Source organism: Paenibacillus jiangxiensis, assembly GCF_046098255.1.
Classification (GTDB): Bacteria; Bacillota; Bacilli; order Paenibacillales; family Paenibacillaceae; genus Paenibacillus; species Paenibacillus jiagnxiensis.
The window spans coordinates 34,166-52,125 of sequence record NZ_JBJURI010000006.1; the positions used below are offsets into that span (position 1 = coordinate 34,166).

A 17,960-nucleotide genomic window follows, 5' to 3' on the forward strand; every position below is an offset into this window, starting at 1 on the left:
ACTTTGCAATTAGGTTTAATGAAATTCTAAACAAATGCTTCTAAGATGAGGTGTTCAGTGTTGCTTGAAGTCTTGTTGTTCTTGCGGCCAGAACATCGACAACCTTGTCGGTGTTTTCTTTCCACTGGGAAATGACCTCGATACGTTGGTCGATTCGTTCCAGGGTTGCAACCAGATCGTCATGCTGGTGTGCTTCGATCCGGTCGGCCGTTTCTTTAATGGCCGAGATGTCGCCTTCCATTCGGTTCATTTGTTCCTGCATGTGGGAAACTTGCTCTTGTGTTTGGGATACCTGTCCCTGCAATTGGGACACTTGTTCTTGTGTTTGAGATACCTGTCCCTGCAATTGGGAAACTTGCTCTTGTGTTTGAGATACCTGTCCCTGCAATTGGGAAACTTGCTCTTGTGTTTGAGATAATTGTCCCTGCATTTGAGACACTTGTTCTTGCGTTTTGGACATTTGTTCCTGCAATTGGGACACTTGATCCTGTGTTTGGGATGCTTGTTCCTGCAATTGGGACATTTGTTCTTGTATCGTAGTTAATATTGCAAATATTTTTTCTTCCAAGCAAATCACCTCGCTTTATTATATCACCGCATATATAGCCGTACAATCCAATCTATTTTCCACTGTCCATTCGATCTGGCTTCGAAAGTATCTATAAACATACATATCAGATGTTCTTACATTTCAGTGAAGAACATAGATTGATAGCAGTGACAGCAGCCAAGCTGCTGCGACAGCCCCGAATAGCTTCAGGGCAAACCGGAAAGGACAGATGGGAGGTTGAGCATCATGAACGAAGAAGCCGGGATCTTTGGAGCAACTTACTTGCGTATTTCACGGGATAAGGGGGAGAATGAAGACACGCTCCAGAATCATCGTGAGCTCATGCAGGAATTTTGCGCTGAACATGACCACACATTTGAGCTGTACGAGGAAATTGTGAGCGGAGGCAAGCACAATCTGGAAGCACGCCCCGAGCTGCAGCGGCTGATTGACAATATTGAACGATATCAGGCCATTTTCGCGGTGTCTCTGGACCGTCTCTCGCGTAATGGTCTGGTGTCGCAGCAGATCAAGCAGCTTTGCATAGAGCATCGTATTAAAATCATCACCCCTTCCCAGATGTTTGACCTGGCGGGCTCGCAGGAGGATCGTCTGCTGTATGATGTGAGCTCTATATTCGCATCGATGGAATATGAGATGATGGGCCGCAGAAACAAGCTCAATAAAATCCAGCGTGCCCGGCGTGGCGAATATGTGGTGGGAAAGCCTGCTTTCGGATACAGACGGAATCCGGTAACAAGAAGACTCGAAATTTACGAGCCTGAGGCCAAGGTGATACGGTACATTTTCAAGCTGTATCAAGAAGGCTTTGGCAATCGTAAAATTGCGGGCATTTTGAAGCGTGAGGGCTATAAGCCAGCGAAGTCGAATCACTTCTGTCCTTCAACCATCGGGAGGATTCTCAAGAATCCCGTATACAAAGGGACTGTGATCTTTCAGAATCGCAAGCGCATCAAGGAAAACGGGGAGTACAGGTACAAGCTGCTGGAGACCGTCACTACGGAGCATGCCCATCCCGCCATCATTCGGCCGGAGGAGTGGGAGATGGTCAATCGGCAGCGTGTGGAACCCGGGGAGCAGACCGTAATCATCCGCGAGAAGCCTGCCGGCAAAACGGGGACTACGATGCTCAAGGACCTTCTGTTCTGCGGGATATGCGGCAGAAAGCTTGTCATCCGCAGGGAAAGGCACGGGATATACACGATCAAGCCTTGCGGTTATGAGCTGCCTGATGGCTTAGAGAAATGTTATAACCGGGGAATACGGCTGAAGTTCCTCGAAGAAGAAGTGGTATCGAAGATTCAGGCCCACAAGCAGCGTCTGCAGGCTCACCTTCAGCTTCTGCAGCAGCAGGAGCTCGAAAGCATCTCCGCAGGCCATCTTGAGTCACTGACGAGTATTACAGCGGAGCTTAAGGAAACCGAGCGGAAGCAGTCGAAGCTGTTACAGCTGGGACTGTCCGGGATCTTCTCGAGTGAAGAGCTTGACAGCAAAAGGAAAACTTTGGTGGAACAAGGCCGGATGCTGCTGAAGACGAGGGAGAAGGTACTGCAGCAAATGCGGGATATGGATGAACAGCCTTATGCAGACCGCCTGATGCAAACGATCCGACTGCTTGAGGAGTTCCAATACCAGACGGCAGAGGAGCAGAACGAGGCTCTGAAGAAGTTCGTGAAACGAATCCGCTATATGAGGACCATGCCGGAGGAGATCCGGAAGCTGTCCACCCGGAATCCAGAGCGTCAAGCCCACCCCTTCAGTTATACCATCGAATATTTTTAAGCCACCTATGAAAACAACGCCAATAGGACAGGGACACCTCCTGTTGAGGCTGTCCCTGTCGTTTCAAAGCCCTTCAGACGTCAAATAAGAGTGCTGCAAATCAGCCTGACTCATACGGTAGATTTCGACACAGGCGTTGCACCAGCGAAATGGAGATCGAATAAATTCGACATGGATGCGGATTTGATTAAAATTAATAATGACGTAAATAAGTGTTGATTTTTTAAATTAAACTGTCCCTCGGTCCGAGATGGGGATCTGGCGTACGAAAGCCCCTGATCGCGGGAAAGGCCTGAAATCACGGGCTTTTCCGGTTGAGACATCAAATACGAAACCATGATTTCCCGACGGGGGCAACAGGCGCCACTGGAGCCACAGGGGCTACAGGTGATACCGGTGTAACAGGACCAACAGGTCCGACGGTGACGGCGAATAATGTGTTTGCAGATCATGCCACTCCACAATCTCTAGTGGCTGGATCCGTCATTGCAATGAGCGTGGAAGTGCGGAATGGTACCGCCATCGCCCAGGGCCCACTCGGTAGTCTCACGCTGGCTCCCAATCAGCAGTTTTATGTGGACTATAGAATAAACGGGTCAGGACCGGGGAACCTGGGAGCAGCTATTTACCTTAATGGAAATCTTATTCCGAGTACGAACGCAGGCGCTACTAGTAACGGCATTGCGGTAAGTTTATCAGGAAATACTGTTATTAACACCGGTGCTACCCCAGGCAGATTAGAATTGAGAACTCTTGCCCCAGGTACCTATTCTAACTCATCTGTAAGTGTAATTAAGCTGGCTTAACATGGTTTAAATCGCTGTTTTACAGATCAACCTGCGCCCATATGGGTAGTCCAGACTCGCCCCCCTTCAGACGAATGTATATGGATGTGAAGGGGGCGAATCTTTATTTTCTTGTGAGTACAGGGAATAGGACTCTGAAGTTGGAAAGAAGGGGAAGTTGTGGCGAAGCCAAGCATCTCGTTATGCATGATTACCAAGAATGAGGAGAAGTATCTCCCGAAATGCCTCAGCAGCGTCAAGCACATTGTAGATGAGATCATTATCGTAGATACCGGGTCAACGGATGATACCCTTGCGATTGCCAAGTCCTTTGGAGCCAAGGTCATTCAGATGCCGTGGCAGAACAGCTTTGCGGACGCACGCAATCGGAGCTTCGATGAAGCGACAGGAGACTGGATACTCTGGCTGGATGCTGATGAAGAGATGGACGCTGATGGAACCGACAAGCTCAAGGAGTTGCTGACCCGGGATTCAGTCCGCGAGCAGCGGATCGAGGGCATTCAATTTGTGTTCTGCAACCACCTTGAAGGAGGCGGCCTGGAGTATAATTATGTGACGAGAATAGTTCGGAACCGGCCGCAGTACCGCTTTGAAGGGAGGATTCACGAACAGATTCTGCCCTCGATGCTGAGACTCGATCCTCATCTGCAGCTCGGACAGGTGGATGTTCATGTTCATCATTACGGTTATCTGACCCAAAATGTAATCGAGCAGGATAAAGGCCGCCGAAATATAGCGCTACTTCAGCAGGCCATCTCGGAGCACCCGCATTATCCGTATTACTATTATTATTGGAGCGTTGAACTCTACAGGGATCATGATCTGGAGGGGGCTCTCCGCAATATGAATGTATTTTTGAATATGGTGGGGATGCGGGCTGGAAAGGCGTTACTGTCCAGAGCGCACAAATACAGGCTCATTATGCTTGCAGATCTGAAGCGTTACGACGACCTAATCCGGTATAGCGAGGAAAGCATTGCCCGCTTTCCTGGATTCACGGATTTGTATCATTTCAGTGCGATGGGCTACAACGCTTTGGGGGATACCAGCAAGGCCGTGGATGTATTGCGTCACGCGCAACGAATCGGTCCGGCTGAGAAGGAATATCCGAGCATAGCGGGACACGGGACATATCTAACTTGTCAGGAGCTCGGCCGGCTGTACGCATCCGCCGGGAATTCAAAGAACGCGGACCTGTATTTTACCCTGGCAAGTCTGATGATCGGCGATTCAAGGATCAAATACCAGGAGCCTCAGGTTTCTTTACTCTAGCCCCATAAGAGGTGAGTTATGGATAAACCAAGTATCTCGTTATGTATGATTGTCCGGAACGAGGAAGAATACCTTCCGAAATGTCTCAGCAGTGTCATGCGTATTGTAGATGAAATCATTATTGTGGATACCGGATCAACGGATAATACCGTATCGATTGCCGAGGCCTTCGGGGCTAAAGTGATTCACATGCCATGGGAAGACAGCTTCTCGGTTGCTCGCAACCGGTGCTTCGAAGAAGCGACAGGCGACTGGATCTTATGGCTGGATGCGGATGAAGAGATGGATGTGAATGAAGCGGGCAGACTCAAAGAACTGTTAGCCCGGGATGCGATCCGTGAGCAGAGCATCGAAGGCATCCTATTTTATTTTTGCCACTATACGGATGGTTCTGAAATGGAACAGTCCTGTCTTCCCCGCATGGTGAGGAACCGGCCGGAATACCGGTTTGAAGGAAGAATTCATGAACGGATTCTGCCAAGCATGCTGAAAGCCCGCCCGGACATGAACATAGGGCAGGCCGATATCCATGTGTATCATTATGGGAATCTTGCCCAAAATGTTGTGCGTCAGGATAAAATCAGAAGAAATATATCGCTCATCCGTCAATCCATCCAGGAGCATCCCGAAGATGGGACTTATCACTATTACCTGGGAATTGAACGATGTCGGGTCAATGAATTGGAGGAAGCCCTCGAACACTTTCATATCGCTGTGGCGAAACCGGCCGGTTTCTCGAAGCAATTACTGTCCTGTGCGCACAGATCCAGACTATTCACCCTGGAAACCATGGGACGATATCATGACCTGGTCCAGTACAGTACGGAGAGCATTGCGCTGTTTCCGGATTATACGGATCTGTATCACCTCAGAGCGGATGGCTGGCATGCACTGGGGGAGACAGACAAGGCCATTTCTTCCATGCGGCAAGCACTGAGAATTGGACCGGCTCCGGAAGAATATTTGTCCATACCAGGAATAGGGACTTATTTGACTTGCCGGGAGCTCGGTATATCGTACGCCTCTGTCGGTAATCTGAAGGAATCGGATATGTATTTGACCCTATCGAGCCTGATGGGAGGGGATACGGGGATCGTATTTAGAGAAGCCGTCGGATCATAATGATAATGACATACTTACCCATACTTAAGCTATGTGGGCCATTAGGTTCGCCCATCCAAGTCCATCCCTTTAGATATACCATCGAATATTTCCCAAGCCCCTTTTGGTAAATCCTCCTGCACTTCTGAGCCAACACCGGAAAACAACGCCAATTGATCAGGGACAGCCCTCGTTCAAGGCTGTCCCTGAGGATGTTGATTCGCAACCGGCGCACGATTGGACGCGTCGTAGTGAACATATTAGATGTTCTTATTTTTCAGCGTCGGTCATAGAATGTGGCTTCAACAACGTCTCAAAACCATGGGTTGATCGTACTAAAGACACTCCACGTATCAACTCAACGGGAGTGTTATTTCTATTCAAGAGGGCGGCGGCGACGGGGACGTTTGCTGCTGTCCTGCCACTCCTCTACATCGCGGGGATCTATCTCCAAGGCTCGGCAGATGTCCAAAGCCAGAATGACATTAGGTATATCTTGACCCGCCTCAATGCGTTGGTAATGCCGTACAGAAGTATCCACAAGCACAGCGACCTGTTCCTGTGCAAGCCGTTTTAACTCGCGTGCTTCCTTGATTTTCACCCCTGTGTACCCCTTGCCATAATTATTTGTTCATTTATGGTAACAAATTGGGGAATGAATGACCAACCAATATCCAGCCTGATCTTCTGCGACAGGGCTCTTGGCTCCATGCTTCAAGCTTTGTACCTCAGAACTAACCACACACGATTTCCCAAGAAAACCTTATCCATGGAGGATCTTCTGCATCTCCTGCATACCGAAGCTTCTCCCGCGCTGGATGTGGTCATTTTTATCGGAACGGTTCAATATTTGGCTTCAGATATGGAATAAGAGCTGATCTCCAAAATGAAGAAAAAGAATGTAAACCGCTTGCTAAGGAGAGCCGATGAAATTCTATATCTTTTATCAACCAAGATTACAGATGACCAGTCAAAGCGATATCAAACGATTTTCTAATGATATTTTACATACATAAATATGCTCGATCAGCTCCCTTACCAGACGCCTAAGGAGCAGAACAGAATCTTGAAGCAGTTTTTACGGAATCATCCAGTGGACGCAGGGATCTCTCTAATAAGGAGTTATCTGAAAAGTCTGAAATCACGGGATTTTCTCACTGAGACATCGACATTCAGTGTAATCAAAATAGCTTAACCTGAATCGTATTAGCTTCAATCGAAGCAAGAAAACATTTTAGTGAATCAACTTAACCACCCTTCAAACGTCTAGCCGACGCTTGGAGGGTGGCCATTATTTTCTGGGTGATCCCGTAGGAAGCCACCTTGACCCAGCAGCCAGTCCAGTCTCTCAACGTAAACAGCACCGACAAGGCCTATTGTGCAACCCAACCTATCCGACAGCTGCTTCACAAGTTACCGGACCAACCGAGCACAAATTGGGAACAAGACAATTTATGGCATCATCTGGTGGAAGAATGGCCAGGAATGGTAAGCGACTGTTCTAAATTGTGAAGCACCTAAGTAAACTTTGAATAGCAGGTGTTCTTGGTTTCGAACACGTCAAGGGCCACTCCCATGCAAGACTGTCCTTATGGGTTGGATTTGAGCGATTGGACCTCGGTTTCAGAGGGTCCGCTTGCTTTGGTGATGACGAAATGTTCAATGATTTCTTTATTAGCCCTAGTCAGGACGCGTATGTCTTTCGTCTCCAATGTAGTCATCAAAGTCATATGTTCATCCATAGCTCTACGATACTCAGTGTCTTCTTCAAAATTAAAAATTTCAACCGGTGGAACGTTTAAACCAGTAACGATTTTCTCCAACGTTTCCAATGAGATATTTCGATCCCCTCGTTCAACTCCACCAATATAACTGTAATGAAGCCCTGCAGCCTCTGCTAGTTGTTCTTGGGTCCAGCCTTTTGCCTTTCTAAGTTCACGTATTCGATTTCCAACACGCTCTGGCAAACTCATAATCATCCCCTCCAAGTATAAGGTTAGAAGAGGAAGATGGCTCAATACAGATATTCATGTGCAAACCAAATAATGAAATAATTGTACATAAGAGTACTGTTTATATTGACCTCCATTTACTTTATCTATACAATCATTTTATAAATGGATCAAAAGAGTGGAACAATCTTTGCGGACCCTCAACTTGAAATCACTCAAACTGGACATGATTGTTGGATTGCTGGAGATTTTATATCTTGGGAGGAATGAGGACTATGGATTTTCACTCCTTAATGGAGCACAGAACGGAGGCTGAGAAGTTTAGAACGGTCGATGATATTCGTCTAACAACTTTATACCACTTCCATAAGTTATCTCGATACCATATACAACTTGCCATGATTTTGCATAATCATAACCAATCTGTACCCTGCCTGATCTTCTGCGACCGGGCTCTGACCTCCATGCTTGACGCTTTATACATCAAAACAAACAATAAACCTTTTCCCAAAAGGTCTTTTTCTATGGACGAGCTTCTGCATCTCCTGCATTCTGAAACTGCTCCAGCGTTAGATATGGTCATTTTTATCGGGACTATTCAATATTTGGCTTCTAATCTGGAAAGAGAGCAGGTCTCTAAAATGAAGCAAAAAAACGTAAACCGCTTGTTAAGAAGAACCGATGAGGTCCTGTATCTTTTGTCAGATAGGATCACAGATGACCGTTCAAAGCATTATCAATCCATTTTCTGAGAAAATTACTTACATAAGTTACGTATTCTTTTAGCATAATCTATCAGTGTCACAATACAATCGAGCAGTTTCCCTATGATTCCAAACTACCTATTTTTCGAAAAATGGGACGAGACTGGACGATAACCTCAATCCTTCTGCAGTGCGGCTGAATATATTAAACTATCAAAACCGAAAGGGGAGATAGAAATGTCACAATCCAATCTGCCTAACATTACGCCAACGATCACTCTATCTAGAGATGAGGCAATATCCTTGATCGTGGCATCCATTGCTATGGAAGAGCTGGGGCTCAGTCATATATTGAATGCGGAAGGTGAGAAGCTTCAATATGTGCTGGGGACATTGCCTGGTGTATCCGGACCGCCCGCAACGATCAGCGATATCTTGGCTGTAAATGAAAGCATCCGGAAAACGATTCAAGAAACGGTCAATAAAGACTTTGTGCTGAGTAATAAATTGGAAACAGCGCTGGACGCTACTAATCTTGTGGGGCCAACCGGTCCTCCGGGGCCTCCGGGACCAGCAGGAGGACCAACCGGTCCGACAGGTCCGGCAGGGCCGACAGGAACGTGTCCAACATGTCCACCAGGTGCTACGGGTGCCACAGGTGCAACTGGAATCGGAGTGACAGGCCCTACAGGAGCCACGGGTTCAAGCGGAGCCACAGGCTCAACTGGCGCGACCGGAGCAACAGGTTCGACGGGAGCGACAGGTGCTACGGGTGCTACGGGTTCGACAGGAGCAACAGGTTCGACTGGAGCGACAGGATCGACGGGAGCAACAGGTGCTACGGGAGCAACAGGTGCTACGGGAGCAACAGGTGCTACGGGAGCAACAGGTTCAACTGGCGCAACAGGTTCGACGGGTGCCACAGGCTCAACTGGCGCGACAGGTTCTACCGGAGCGACAGGTGCTACGGGCGCGACAGGTTCTACCGGAGCAACAGGTGCAACGGGCGCGACAGGTTCCACGGGCGCGACAGGCTCCACGGGCGCGACAGGTTCGACCGGAGCGACAGGTTCAACTGGCGCAACAGGTTCCACCGGAGCGACAGGTTCCACCGGAGCGACAGGTTCAACTGGCGCGACAGGTTCGACAGGAGCAACAGGTTCAACTGGCGCAACAGGTTCTACCGGAGCGACAGGTGCTACGGGAGCAACAGGTTCGACAGGAGCAACAGGTTCGACGGGAGCAACAGGCTCGACGGGAGCAACAGGTTCGACCGGTGCTACAGGTTCCACCGGAGCGACAGGTTCCACGGGAGCAACAGGTTCAACTGGCGCAACCGGCGCCACAGGGGTAACCGGCGCTACCGGCCCGACCGTCACGGCGAATAATTTGAACGCTCAGACTACTTCCCCAGTATCGGTTGCATTCGGGGGGGTTGTACCACTTGATACAAACACTGTGAGTAATGGTAGCTCCATCACTCACACGCCTGGATCACCGAATATCACCCTTGCAGCGAATCAAGTGTATCAAGCCAGTTATACAGGTAATGTAAGAGCGGCTAATGGAGGAGCGATCGTAGGTTGGGCGTTAAACGGTCAACCAACCGGTTCATTTAATTTCTTTAGCGGTCAACCCAATGGCACCGGTCTTAATGTTAGTAATTCAATTATTATTAGTACGACCATGCAAAGTACTTTGAACGTTATGGACCGCAACGTAGCAGGCAACACATTTGATTATCTGAACGTAAGTGTAGTTAAACTTCAGTAAAAGACTTGGCCACCCTTTAGAGAAGTACAATTCCTAAAGGGTGGCCTTTTTCCATGAATTCGAACCATAAGCAAAAAAATTGCGGAATCATCTTAAGGAGGCACAAATTCGCTCTCACTAATGAACTGTTTTCGGTACAGGGGCTGCGCCACGAATTTTATATTGGATAAACTTCAACATAGTTGCAGCTGCGATCAATGCAAATAAGTGTGGCTTAGATTAAACTGTCCCTCGGTCCGAGGTGCGGATCTGGCGGATGAAAGCCCCCTGACCGCGGAAAAGCTTGAATTGCGGGCTTACTGGCTGAGACGTCAAATATGAAAACATGATTTCCCGACGGGTGCAACAGGCGCCACGGGAGTGACAGGCGCTACGGGACCAGCCGTTGGGGCAAACAATCTTAAAACGGTTAGACTCCCTCCCACAGTTCAAGTCGTTACTTCTGCTATGGGGCCCACATTTCTTAACCTCGGCACACAAGTTATACAGAATGGTACGGCCATTACGTATGATGGGACGAATACGATTTCGCTGGCACCGAATCAGATCTATCAGGTTACTTACAAGGCTGATGTTGAATCAACTAGTCCGCAAGCAATGTCTGCAGTAGGAATAGGTTTTCAAGGCGTTGCTGGTAGTGGTACGAATTACAATATCACGCCAGGTCAGCGATTACCGATAACGAATACATTCCTTGTGGATAGTAACGTAAACCCTACTTTAAGAATGTTTGCCGATGTCCTTAGTGGTTCTGCAACAATTAACGCTTTACAAGTAAGTGTGGTTAAAGTGCAATAAAGCAATTGTAAATGAAGCAGGCCCAATCTTAGGTAGGGGTAAGTGATCAGCAGTCTAATTGACTACCCTTCAGACCTTTAATCCGTCTTGAAGGGTAGTCCGCTTTGCCACCCGAAGAGTGATTCTATTCTTGTATCTGGAGAGAAAAACGATTTCCATTATGTTTAGTAGTTTTTTCTTAGATTATAGTGATTTTTCTCTCTTCATTAACATAAACATGTAAAACCGATTCCATAAACAGGAACTCCGATTGTGCCAATACTTACAGAAAATGAAAATCATAAATGGATATAAATAGGTGTTTAAGAGGATTGATTTCATAAAAATTAGATCCTAAATCATGTTATAATTTGTCTTTTTGTGCAAATTTAATTTAAGACTGTAAAAAGATTGTCTAAATCTGGGATGTGGATTATATTAACAGAGATATAGTTAAAATTTGAAAGATGTTGGAGCGAAGGAGGGTCGAATGTCGAATCCAGCACCGATCATGTCATGACATCGGCTTTGGGGAAGGTAATAGTCTAATTGTCAAAGTAGTGGACTGGAATAAACAATTTGGGGGGGAGACAAGTGCACGATACCCGTTCCACAAGGCGGACAAGCCTATTGAAGCGTCTTTTTGTTAAATTTTCTGTGTTTATGCTGATTTTCGGCATATTGCCTGTTTCGCAACCGACTCTTACTCCTGTGACCCAGGCGGCAGAAGGGAATGCCTGCCCAGCTCCGGTAGCGATGATCAATGGAGGCTTTGAGCAGCCGAAAGCGAGAAATGTAGGGGATAAAGGGTCCCCGGGATCCGAAGCGTATTGGATGTATTTTTACGGAAATGAGGTTCCGGGTTGGGAAACGGATGCCTCTGATAATCGAATACAAATCATGCAAAACTCTAATAATTTTCTGGGGCCAGGTTATGGCGGGAATAGTGAAACCATCCCTGTTGTTGCTGCAGAGGGAACACAATTTGCGGAATTGAACGCCAATGAACCAGCTATGTTGTATCAGGATGTAGCAACAGTACCGGGCCAAACCATTTATTGGCGGCTGGCTCACCGCGGGGAATATGGGACGGATACGATGCAGCTCCGCATAGGCTCGTCTAATACTCAACCGGATGACCTTCCAGTTATTCAACAGATGAGCAGTCCCTTAAACAAATGGACTTATTATACAGGGTCTTACAATGTTCCGGACGGACAAACCAATACAAGATTTGGTTTTGAGGCAGTTTCCTCTTCCAATGGTGCATTGGCGTGGGGGAATTTGTTAGATGATATCTTCCTGGGAACAGAGCCGTGTGTAACCTCGACCAAGACCGTTAATCCACCAGGGGAAATTGGCGTAGGTACGGAATTAACGTATACGATCAATACCAAAAATGAGGGCGGAGACATCGCAGGGGATACGGTCGTTACTGACGCGATTCCTGCAGGCACGGAATATGTCCCTGGCTCGATGGTCCTGATTAACGGATCAACAACCAAGAAACTGACGGATGAGGCCGATACGGATGAAGGTCAGTTTGACGGCAAACAGGTCAGTATTAAGCTAGGGGACCTGCAAAATGCCAGCCAATTGCCGGATGGGGTCACTGTACAATTTAAAGTGAAAGTGCTTTCGGATTATGCAGTGAAATCCATTAACAACAAGGCACAAATCGACTATGACAATTTATTGTCAGGGGAAAAAGAACAGACTGAAACCAATGAGACGGACTCATCGGTCATTTTCCCTAAACTTGAATCCAGCAAAACGATGACCCTTCAGGAAAAAGCGTCCGGCAACACGGATGCCGAGCATCCTGAAGTGGGAGATACGCTGCGGTACACGATTCAGTCCCGCAATACAGTTGCTAACAGCATCGTGAAAAATCTGGAGATTTCCGACGTGATTCCTTCCGAGCTGAAATATGTCCCAGGCAGTCTGACGGTGGATGGCGCAGCCGTAACGGATGCCGAAGGGGATGACAAGGGTCATTATGCCGGAGGTGAGGTTGCCGGGCAGCTTGGCGACGTCTCGGATCAGAATTGGCATACGGTACAGTTTGACGCCATCGTACAACCGGGACAAGCCGGTAAGGATATTATCAACATTGGTGCTGTAGGAGGCGACAATGTGGATACGCCGGATCGTCCAAGAGAAGAAGTGCAGGTGTACCCGCGCAATCCGCAGATTGAATCGGAGAAATCCGCATCGAATGTGGATGCAAGCAAGGCTACGTATGACGTGGGAGACACCATCTCCTACACGATTCGTACAAGAGGTGTTGTAAACGACACCTATCTGGAAAATCTGACGATCACCGATACGCTGCCTGAAGGGCTGCAATACGTATCAGGCAGCTTGAAGGTGGACGGCGTATCTGTGTCAGACGCGCAAGATGGTGATGCCGGACATTCCGTTTCCGGTGAAGTGTATGGCTCATTTGGCAATGTCGATGATCTGAACTGGCATACGCTGGAGTTCCAAGCGGTGATCCAGGACGGACAAGGCGGCAAGACGATCCAGAATACTGGGAAAGTAACCGGAGACAACGTTAACGTGCCGGGCGAACCGACTGACAAGGTTGTGGTTGAACTCCCGCCACCACCACCAGTAGACCCTCCTACTGATCCACAAGATCCGGATGATGGAGGCTCAGGTGGCGGCGGTGGCGGTGGCTCGAACGACGATGACGACGATGATGATTCACGCACTCCAGTACTGGAATCCGAGAAATCGGCGAAGGACGTGAATGGAGGCAGCATCGAAGTTGGCGATACGCTCGAGTATACGATCCGCGCCCGCAACACCGTTTCGAACAGCAGTGTAACGAACATGGTCATTTCCGACGACCTGCCGGAAGAGCTGGAATACGTACCGGGAACGCTGAAAGTAGATGGCGTGTCCGTAACGGATAGCAATGACAGCGACAAAGGCAAGTATGTGGATGGTAAGGTGACAGGCAGCCTTGGCACCGTAACGGATACCGACTGGCATACGGTGGTGTTCGAAGCGAAGATTGTCAAGGGAGACAAAGGCGACAAGATCAATAACGTTGGCGAGGTTAACGGGGATAACGTGAATACCCCGGACAAACCAAGCGAAGAGATTACGATCAAAGACCCGACTCCTGTTCTGGAGTCTGAGAAAGTAGCGAAGGATCTCAATGGCGGTACGATGCAAGTCGGCGATGTCATTGAGTATACGATTCGCACCCACAACACCGTAGAGGACAGTGTCGTGACGAATCTGGAAATTTCCGACGCTCTGCGTGCTGAACTGCAATATGTGCCGGGCTCGCTGAAAGTGGATGGCGTGACCGTAACGGATGCGCAGGACAGTGATAAAGGGCATTATGTCAACGGTGAAGTCGTTGGCCAATTCGGCGACGTGACAGATACCGACTGGCATACGGTTGTATTCCAGGCGAAGCTGGTAGCTGGTCAGAACGGCCAGACGATCAGCAACACGGCTGAAGTAACCGGCGACAACCTGAACGGTTCGAATACGCCGTCTGAAGACATCGTTGTTGGCGGTGGAAGCGGCAGCAATTCCGGCGTTCCGGGAGAACCGGGCAATGGTCCTTCTTACGGCGGCACGAACAACCCGGGCTGGGGACCTTCTGATTCCGGCTCCGGTTCCACAGACTCCGGCCAATCCGGTGGATCTGGCGGGACTGGAAGCACCGGACAATCCGGCAACTCGGGCGACTCGGTGAACGGAGGAAACTCCGGTAACGGAGATGGCAACGGCAGCAAGCTGCCGGCAACCGCAACGAATATGTACGGTTATCTGCTGGCTGGTGTCATCATTCTGCTTGCAGGCCTGTTCCTGCTGAGAAGAAAGAAAGCATAATCAGGATACGATGCAAAACGGACTGCCCTTCAAGTAAAACCTTGGGGGGCAGTTTCTTCATTGTCCAAAAACCGTAGAAATCGCGCAAAATCAATAGATGGTTGCAGATCAGCAGGACTCTCACGTGATGATGTCATTTTCATCATGTCAGCGGTAGAACATCCATTCATAGTAGCCTTTTCTTCTCTTTTTTTGCATACTTAAGGAGACCAGAATCAATTTGTAGTAGGGAGTTAATCACTGATCATGTATTGATCTCGGGGAGGTGCTAAGTTGGCAAAATATAAAGTAGATGAATCCGTAGTAAGACAAATTAAAGATTTGCTTAAAAGTTATGGATACACACATCCTTCTGTATTAGATTTTGAAAAAAATGAAGTATCTGCAAACTTTTCCAGACCTGGCCTTAACACAATAACCAGATTAAAAATTGATGAGATTCCAACGCTGACGCAAGAAGAAATATGTACAGTTAGAAAATTGATTGCAAAACTTTCTGGTAAAGTTGATTTAGAACAAGTTATATTATTTGGTTCCAGAGCTAGAGGCGACTTTAGGGAGGATTCTGATCTCGACCTTATGTTGGTAGGGAAAGGTATGGAAGCCTCACCGTTTCGTAGGATCGTTTCTGATACATTGTTTGAGGTTTTGCTTGATGATGATAGTGTACAACACATTTCAGCTGTCACTTCCTTGTTGAGTGAGTGGGATGATGGCGAACTTTCTTCCTTACAACATAACATAGTGAGGGAGGGGATTATTCTTGACGTCTGAGGGGAAAATTAATGTCTTAATTAATAAGTCAGATAGATACTATGAAAGTGCCTTGGCTGATATTGACCGTGGTATCATCCCCTACCCTCTTCTATGACCTCTAACATCTTTTTTCCTCGTTCTGGAGAAAGCATACCTGAACATTCCAAAAGAGCTTTGGCAAATGGGTCAGTAATATGAGAAAAATCACCTTCCGTAGCATTTTTCTCGAAAACTGTCTTGTTCTCTAAATCAACACTGGTTGGATTTCTATAACCCGCCGATTGGAGTATGTGTCCATATTATACTTCAATTCTACTGATCTCAGTGGCCAAGATTGAATTTCTCGTGGCTAAGTTGGCTTGATGAGTCCTCCTTCAAGGTTTTATTGTATGCTAAGGGGCAACGAGCTATAATGATGATAATTCTTGTTGACAAAATCGGGAAAGGGAGTTACGGAATGATGCAAGCTAAATACCACATGACCGTCGAACAAAATATCTTTGTAGCAAAACGTAATATCATCGATTATATATGGAAAAGCGCAAAACTTGAGGGTTTCGCCGTCACCTATCCCGATACGGAAGCTATTTTTAACGGAATCAGCGTTCCGGGCATTAAAGTGGCCGAAGTTGTTGGCGTAAACAATTTGAAGCACGCATGGCAATTTATACTGGATAATCTCGACTATCCCATTGATCTGAATTATATCTCTAAAATCAACCAACTGGTAGGCGGAGACAATTTGATTGTTCAGGCGGGACATTTAAGAAAAGTACCCGTTTCCATCGGTGGTACGACTTGGCGGCCGGATATACCTGTTGAATCTCAAATCCGAGAGGAACTTTCGGAAGTAACAGCCATTGAAAATCCAACGGATAAAGCCATCACACTCATGCTTTACCTCATGAGAAAGCAAATGTTTCTGGATGGCAACAAGCGGACAGCCATGCTTTCCGGCAATCAAGTGCTGATCTCCTCAGGCTGTGGCATCATCTCCATTCCAATTGAACATCAACGTACTTTTACAGGCCTGCTGGTGCAGTATTATGAATCCAACGATATGACGGAGATAAAGTCCTTCATCTACGATTACTGCATTGATGGGATCCAATTCGACCTCGTTCATGAGACCGAACAGGATCAGCCTGAGCAGGAGCAGGATGACGAACAAAAAAGATAGAATATAGCAAGTATATGATTGAATAGCCACATTCCAACTACTGAGTGTGGTTGTTTTATCTCCTGAGAGGAGTTATAAGTGTCTCAATCCTATAGCCATTACGGGCAGGGATGGCTTTTGTTGTGCCGCAATGTTCTTATTGTTCTGCGATGGGCATAGAATATAGAAGGGAGTAATCAGGAAAGCTACATGGTAGACGTACAAGTACACCAGTACTCTCGGCACCATTCAAAACCTCTGCAATGACAATACCAGAGAATACCATATCTATGTCATTTGCAAAAAAAGTACGACATTTAAGGTCGCTGCCCAATGCACCAATGACTACATTACTATCCACGATCACCTTCAATAAAATCTAACATTCGTTTCTCCTGCTCGGGAGATAAAATACCTGCATTCTCCAAGATAACCCTAGAGACGGGTTTTTTTATGTGAGAGAAATCTTTCTCCTCTTCTTGAGATTTCTCGAAAACTGTCTTGTTTTCTAAATCAACACTGTTTGGATTTCTATAGCCTGCCGATTGGAGTATGTCCTTTATCTGACGAACCACACTCTCTTCTATCTTTTTAGCCATGTAAAACGCCTCCAATAAATATTATTCTGACCATTAACAATTTCAACACAGTTATACAAACATTTGGAGCTTTGAATATAAGTGTGGTTAAGCTCTGCTCCTGTCTATGTAATAATTATAAGCGAGACCAATTGACAATGAAATATGTGTGTCCCATCCCTTTTCGGAATTATGTCGACGGGCTCTCCAACGACTGAAACGCGATCTTTATGGCAGGATTCCCGGTCGCCAGTTCAACAGCTTGCAGTATGACGTTGGAATAGCGGGCATAAAGCCATTCCTGCGCGAAAGGGGTGGGGCAGGTGATCACGAACATCTCACTGTCAAACGTCGCGGAGGTGTTCTTGAACCACGTTTGAAAGGAGACGGGTTCAACCGTTTTTTTAACAATTTCAAGGGCTTGCAGCCACCACTCCGTGGCGTCATGATGCCCTGATATCTCCTTCGTCTCCGATAGAACAAAAGCTCGCTCGTTAAGTGGAACTGGTGGGTTTTGCTGCGTTTTTCGTGTAAAATCCTGAATAGAAGAGTCGGTTTCAATAGATTTAACGGAAAGCATTCTATCCATCCTCTCGTCTATCCTCTTCAGAATATTGTTACCTTCCTCAACCATTGTGATGAGAGTTTGAAGCATTTCTTCCATACGGTTTAAATGGTCGTCCTTCATACGCCAGCCTCCTCCCCATGATTCGAATATAGTGTACGTGACAGATCCGTACTTGTAAATTCAGTGTTGTTGTCGCAGGATGAAGAATTTGGCGGATAAGTCCTGTTCAAAAACGGGACCTGCTGACTCGACTTCATTTTCTGGCGAGGCGAGTAATGATAGTACGTTAAACTTTAGTTATTC

The 17,960-nt window shown here is 47.2% G+C and carries 16 protein-coding genes; 11 read left to right on the forward strand and 5 right to left on the reverse strand.

All coding sequences use genetic code 11. From position 1 onward, the window contains the following. Window positions 1-40: 40 nt before the first annotated feature. On the reverse strand, window positions 41-568 hold the full coding sequence (locus ACI1P2_RS08055; RefSeq protein WP_355318558.1) for a hypothetical protein: 528 nt from the start codon (window positions 566-568) through the stop codon (window positions 41-43). A 228-nt stretch (window positions 569-796) separates the two neighbouring features. Between ACI1P2_RS08055 and ACI1P2_RS08060 the strand changes: the two genes are divergently transcribed. From ACI1P2_RS08060 to ACI1P2_RS08075, 4 genes are all read left to right on the forward strand, one after another. Next, complete coding sequence (locus ACI1P2_RS08060) at window positions 797-2,353, forward strand: recombinase family protein (protein ID WP_355318560.1); 1,557 nt, start codon at window positions 797-799, stop codon at window positions 2,351-2,353. Window positions 2,354-2,667: 314 nt separating this feature from the next. Further along, entirely contained in the window at window positions 2,668-3,159 is a 492-nt protein-coding gene (locus ACI1P2_RS08065) for a hypothetical protein (RefSeq protein WP_355318562.1), read from the forward strand. 159 nt (window positions 3,160-3,318) lie between these two features. Then, window positions 3,319-4,431, forward strand: coding sequence for a glycosyltransferase (locus tag ACI1P2_RS08070; RefSeq protein ID WP_408976167.1), 1,113 nt, complete (start codon window positions 3,319-3,321; stop codon window positions 4,429-4,431). An 18-nt stretch (window positions 4,432-4,449) separates the two neighbouring features. Then, window positions 4,450-5,553: a glycosyltransferase gene (locus ACI1P2_RS08075; protein WP_355318566.1), complete on the forward strand. Its 1,104-nt coding sequence runs from the start codon at window positions 4,450-4,452 to the stop codon at window positions 5,551-5,553. Window positions 5,554-5,908: 355 nt separating this feature from the next. On the opposite strand, the gene ACI1P2_RS08080 is transcribed toward ACI1P2_RS08075, so the two are convergent. After that, a complete protein-coding gene (locus tag ACI1P2_RS08080; RefSeq protein ID WP_355318568.1) occupies window positions 5,909-6,133 on the reverse strand; it encodes a helix-turn-helix transcriptional regulator in 225 nt (74 codons plus the stop codon). Window positions 6,134-6,187: 54 nt separating this feature from the next. On the opposite strand from ACI1P2_RS08080, the gene ACI1P2_RS08085 reads away from it, so the two are divergent. Next, window positions 6,188-6,403 (forward strand): hypothetical protein, encoded by a 216-nt coding sequence (locus ACI1P2_RS08085; RefSeq protein WP_355318569.1) that lies wholly within the window; start codon window positions 6,188-6,190, stop codon window positions 6,401-6,403. 718 nt (window positions 6,404-7,121) lie between these two features. Here the strand turns inward: ACI1P2_RS08085 and ACI1P2_RS08090 are convergent. Further along, entirely contained in the window at window positions 7,122-7,505 is a 384-nt protein-coding gene (locus ACI1P2_RS08090) for a helix-turn-helix domain-containing protein (protein WP_355318571.1), read from the reverse strand. A 254-nt stretch (window positions 7,506-7,759) separates the two neighbouring features. Between ACI1P2_RS08090 and ACI1P2_RS08095 the strand changes: the two genes are divergently transcribed. From ACI1P2_RS08095 to ACI1P2_RS08120, 6 genes are all read left to right on the forward strand, one after another. Further along, window positions 7,760-8,236: a hypothetical protein gene (locus ACI1P2_RS08095; RefSeq protein WP_408976168.1), complete on the forward strand. Its 477-nt coding sequence runs from the start codon at window positions 7,760-7,762 to the stop codon at window positions 8,234-8,236. Between the two features lie 189 nt (window positions 8,237-8,425). Beyond that, window positions 8,426-9,961: a hypothetical protein gene (locus tag ACI1P2_RS08100; protein ID WP_355318575.1), complete on the forward strand. Its 1,536-nt coding sequence runs from the start codon at window positions 8,426-8,428 to the stop codon at window positions 9,959-9,961. Window positions 9,962-10,558: 597 nt separating this feature from the next. Next, window positions 10,559-10,759: a hypothetical protein gene (locus ACI1P2_RS08105; protein ID WP_355318576.1), complete on the forward strand. Its 201-nt coding sequence runs from the start codon at window positions 10,559-10,561 to the stop codon at window positions 10,757-10,759. Between the two features lie 642 nt (window positions 10,760-11,401). Then, window positions 11,402-14,596: an isopeptide-forming domain-containing fimbrial protein gene (locus tag ACI1P2_RS08110; RefSeq protein WP_408976169.1), complete on the forward strand. Its 3,195-nt coding sequence runs from the start codon at window positions 11,402-11,404 to the stop codon at window positions 14,594-14,596. A 273-nt stretch (window positions 14,597-14,869) separates the two neighbouring features. After that, complete coding sequence (locus tag ACI1P2_RS08115; protein WP_355318580.1) at window positions 14,870-15,370, forward strand: nucleotidyltransferase domain-containing protein; 501 nt, start codon at window positions 14,870-14,872, stop codon at window positions 15,368-15,370. 439 nt (window positions 15,371-15,809) lie between these two features. Then, the gene (locus ACI1P2_RS08120) at window positions 15,810-16,532 is read left to right on the forward strand and encodes a Fic family protein (RefSeq protein WP_355318582.1); all 723 of its coding nucleotides are present in this window, start codon (window positions 15,810-15,812) and stop codon (window positions 16,530-16,532) included. Window positions 16,533-16,864: 332 nt separating this feature from the next. Here the strand turns inward: ACI1P2_RS08120 and ACI1P2_RS08125 are convergent, their stop codons facing one another. Both ACI1P2_RS08125 and ACI1P2_RS08130 read right to left on the reverse strand, forming a co-directional pair. Then, window positions 16,865-17,110, reverse strand: a complete 246-nt coding sequence (locus ACI1P2_RS08125) for a hypothetical protein (RefSeq protein WP_355318584.1) — start codon at window positions 17,108-17,110, stop codon at window positions 16,865-16,867. A 169-nt stretch (window positions 17,111-17,279) separates the two neighbouring features. Continuing rightward, the gene (locus tag ACI1P2_RS08130; RefSeq protein WP_355318586.1) at window positions 17,280-17,777 is read right to left on the reverse strand and encodes a DnaA N-terminal domain-containing protein; all 498 of its coding nucleotides are present in this window, start codon (window positions 17,775-17,777) and stop codon (window positions 17,280-17,282) included. Window positions 17,778-17,960 lie beyond the last annotated feature (183 nt).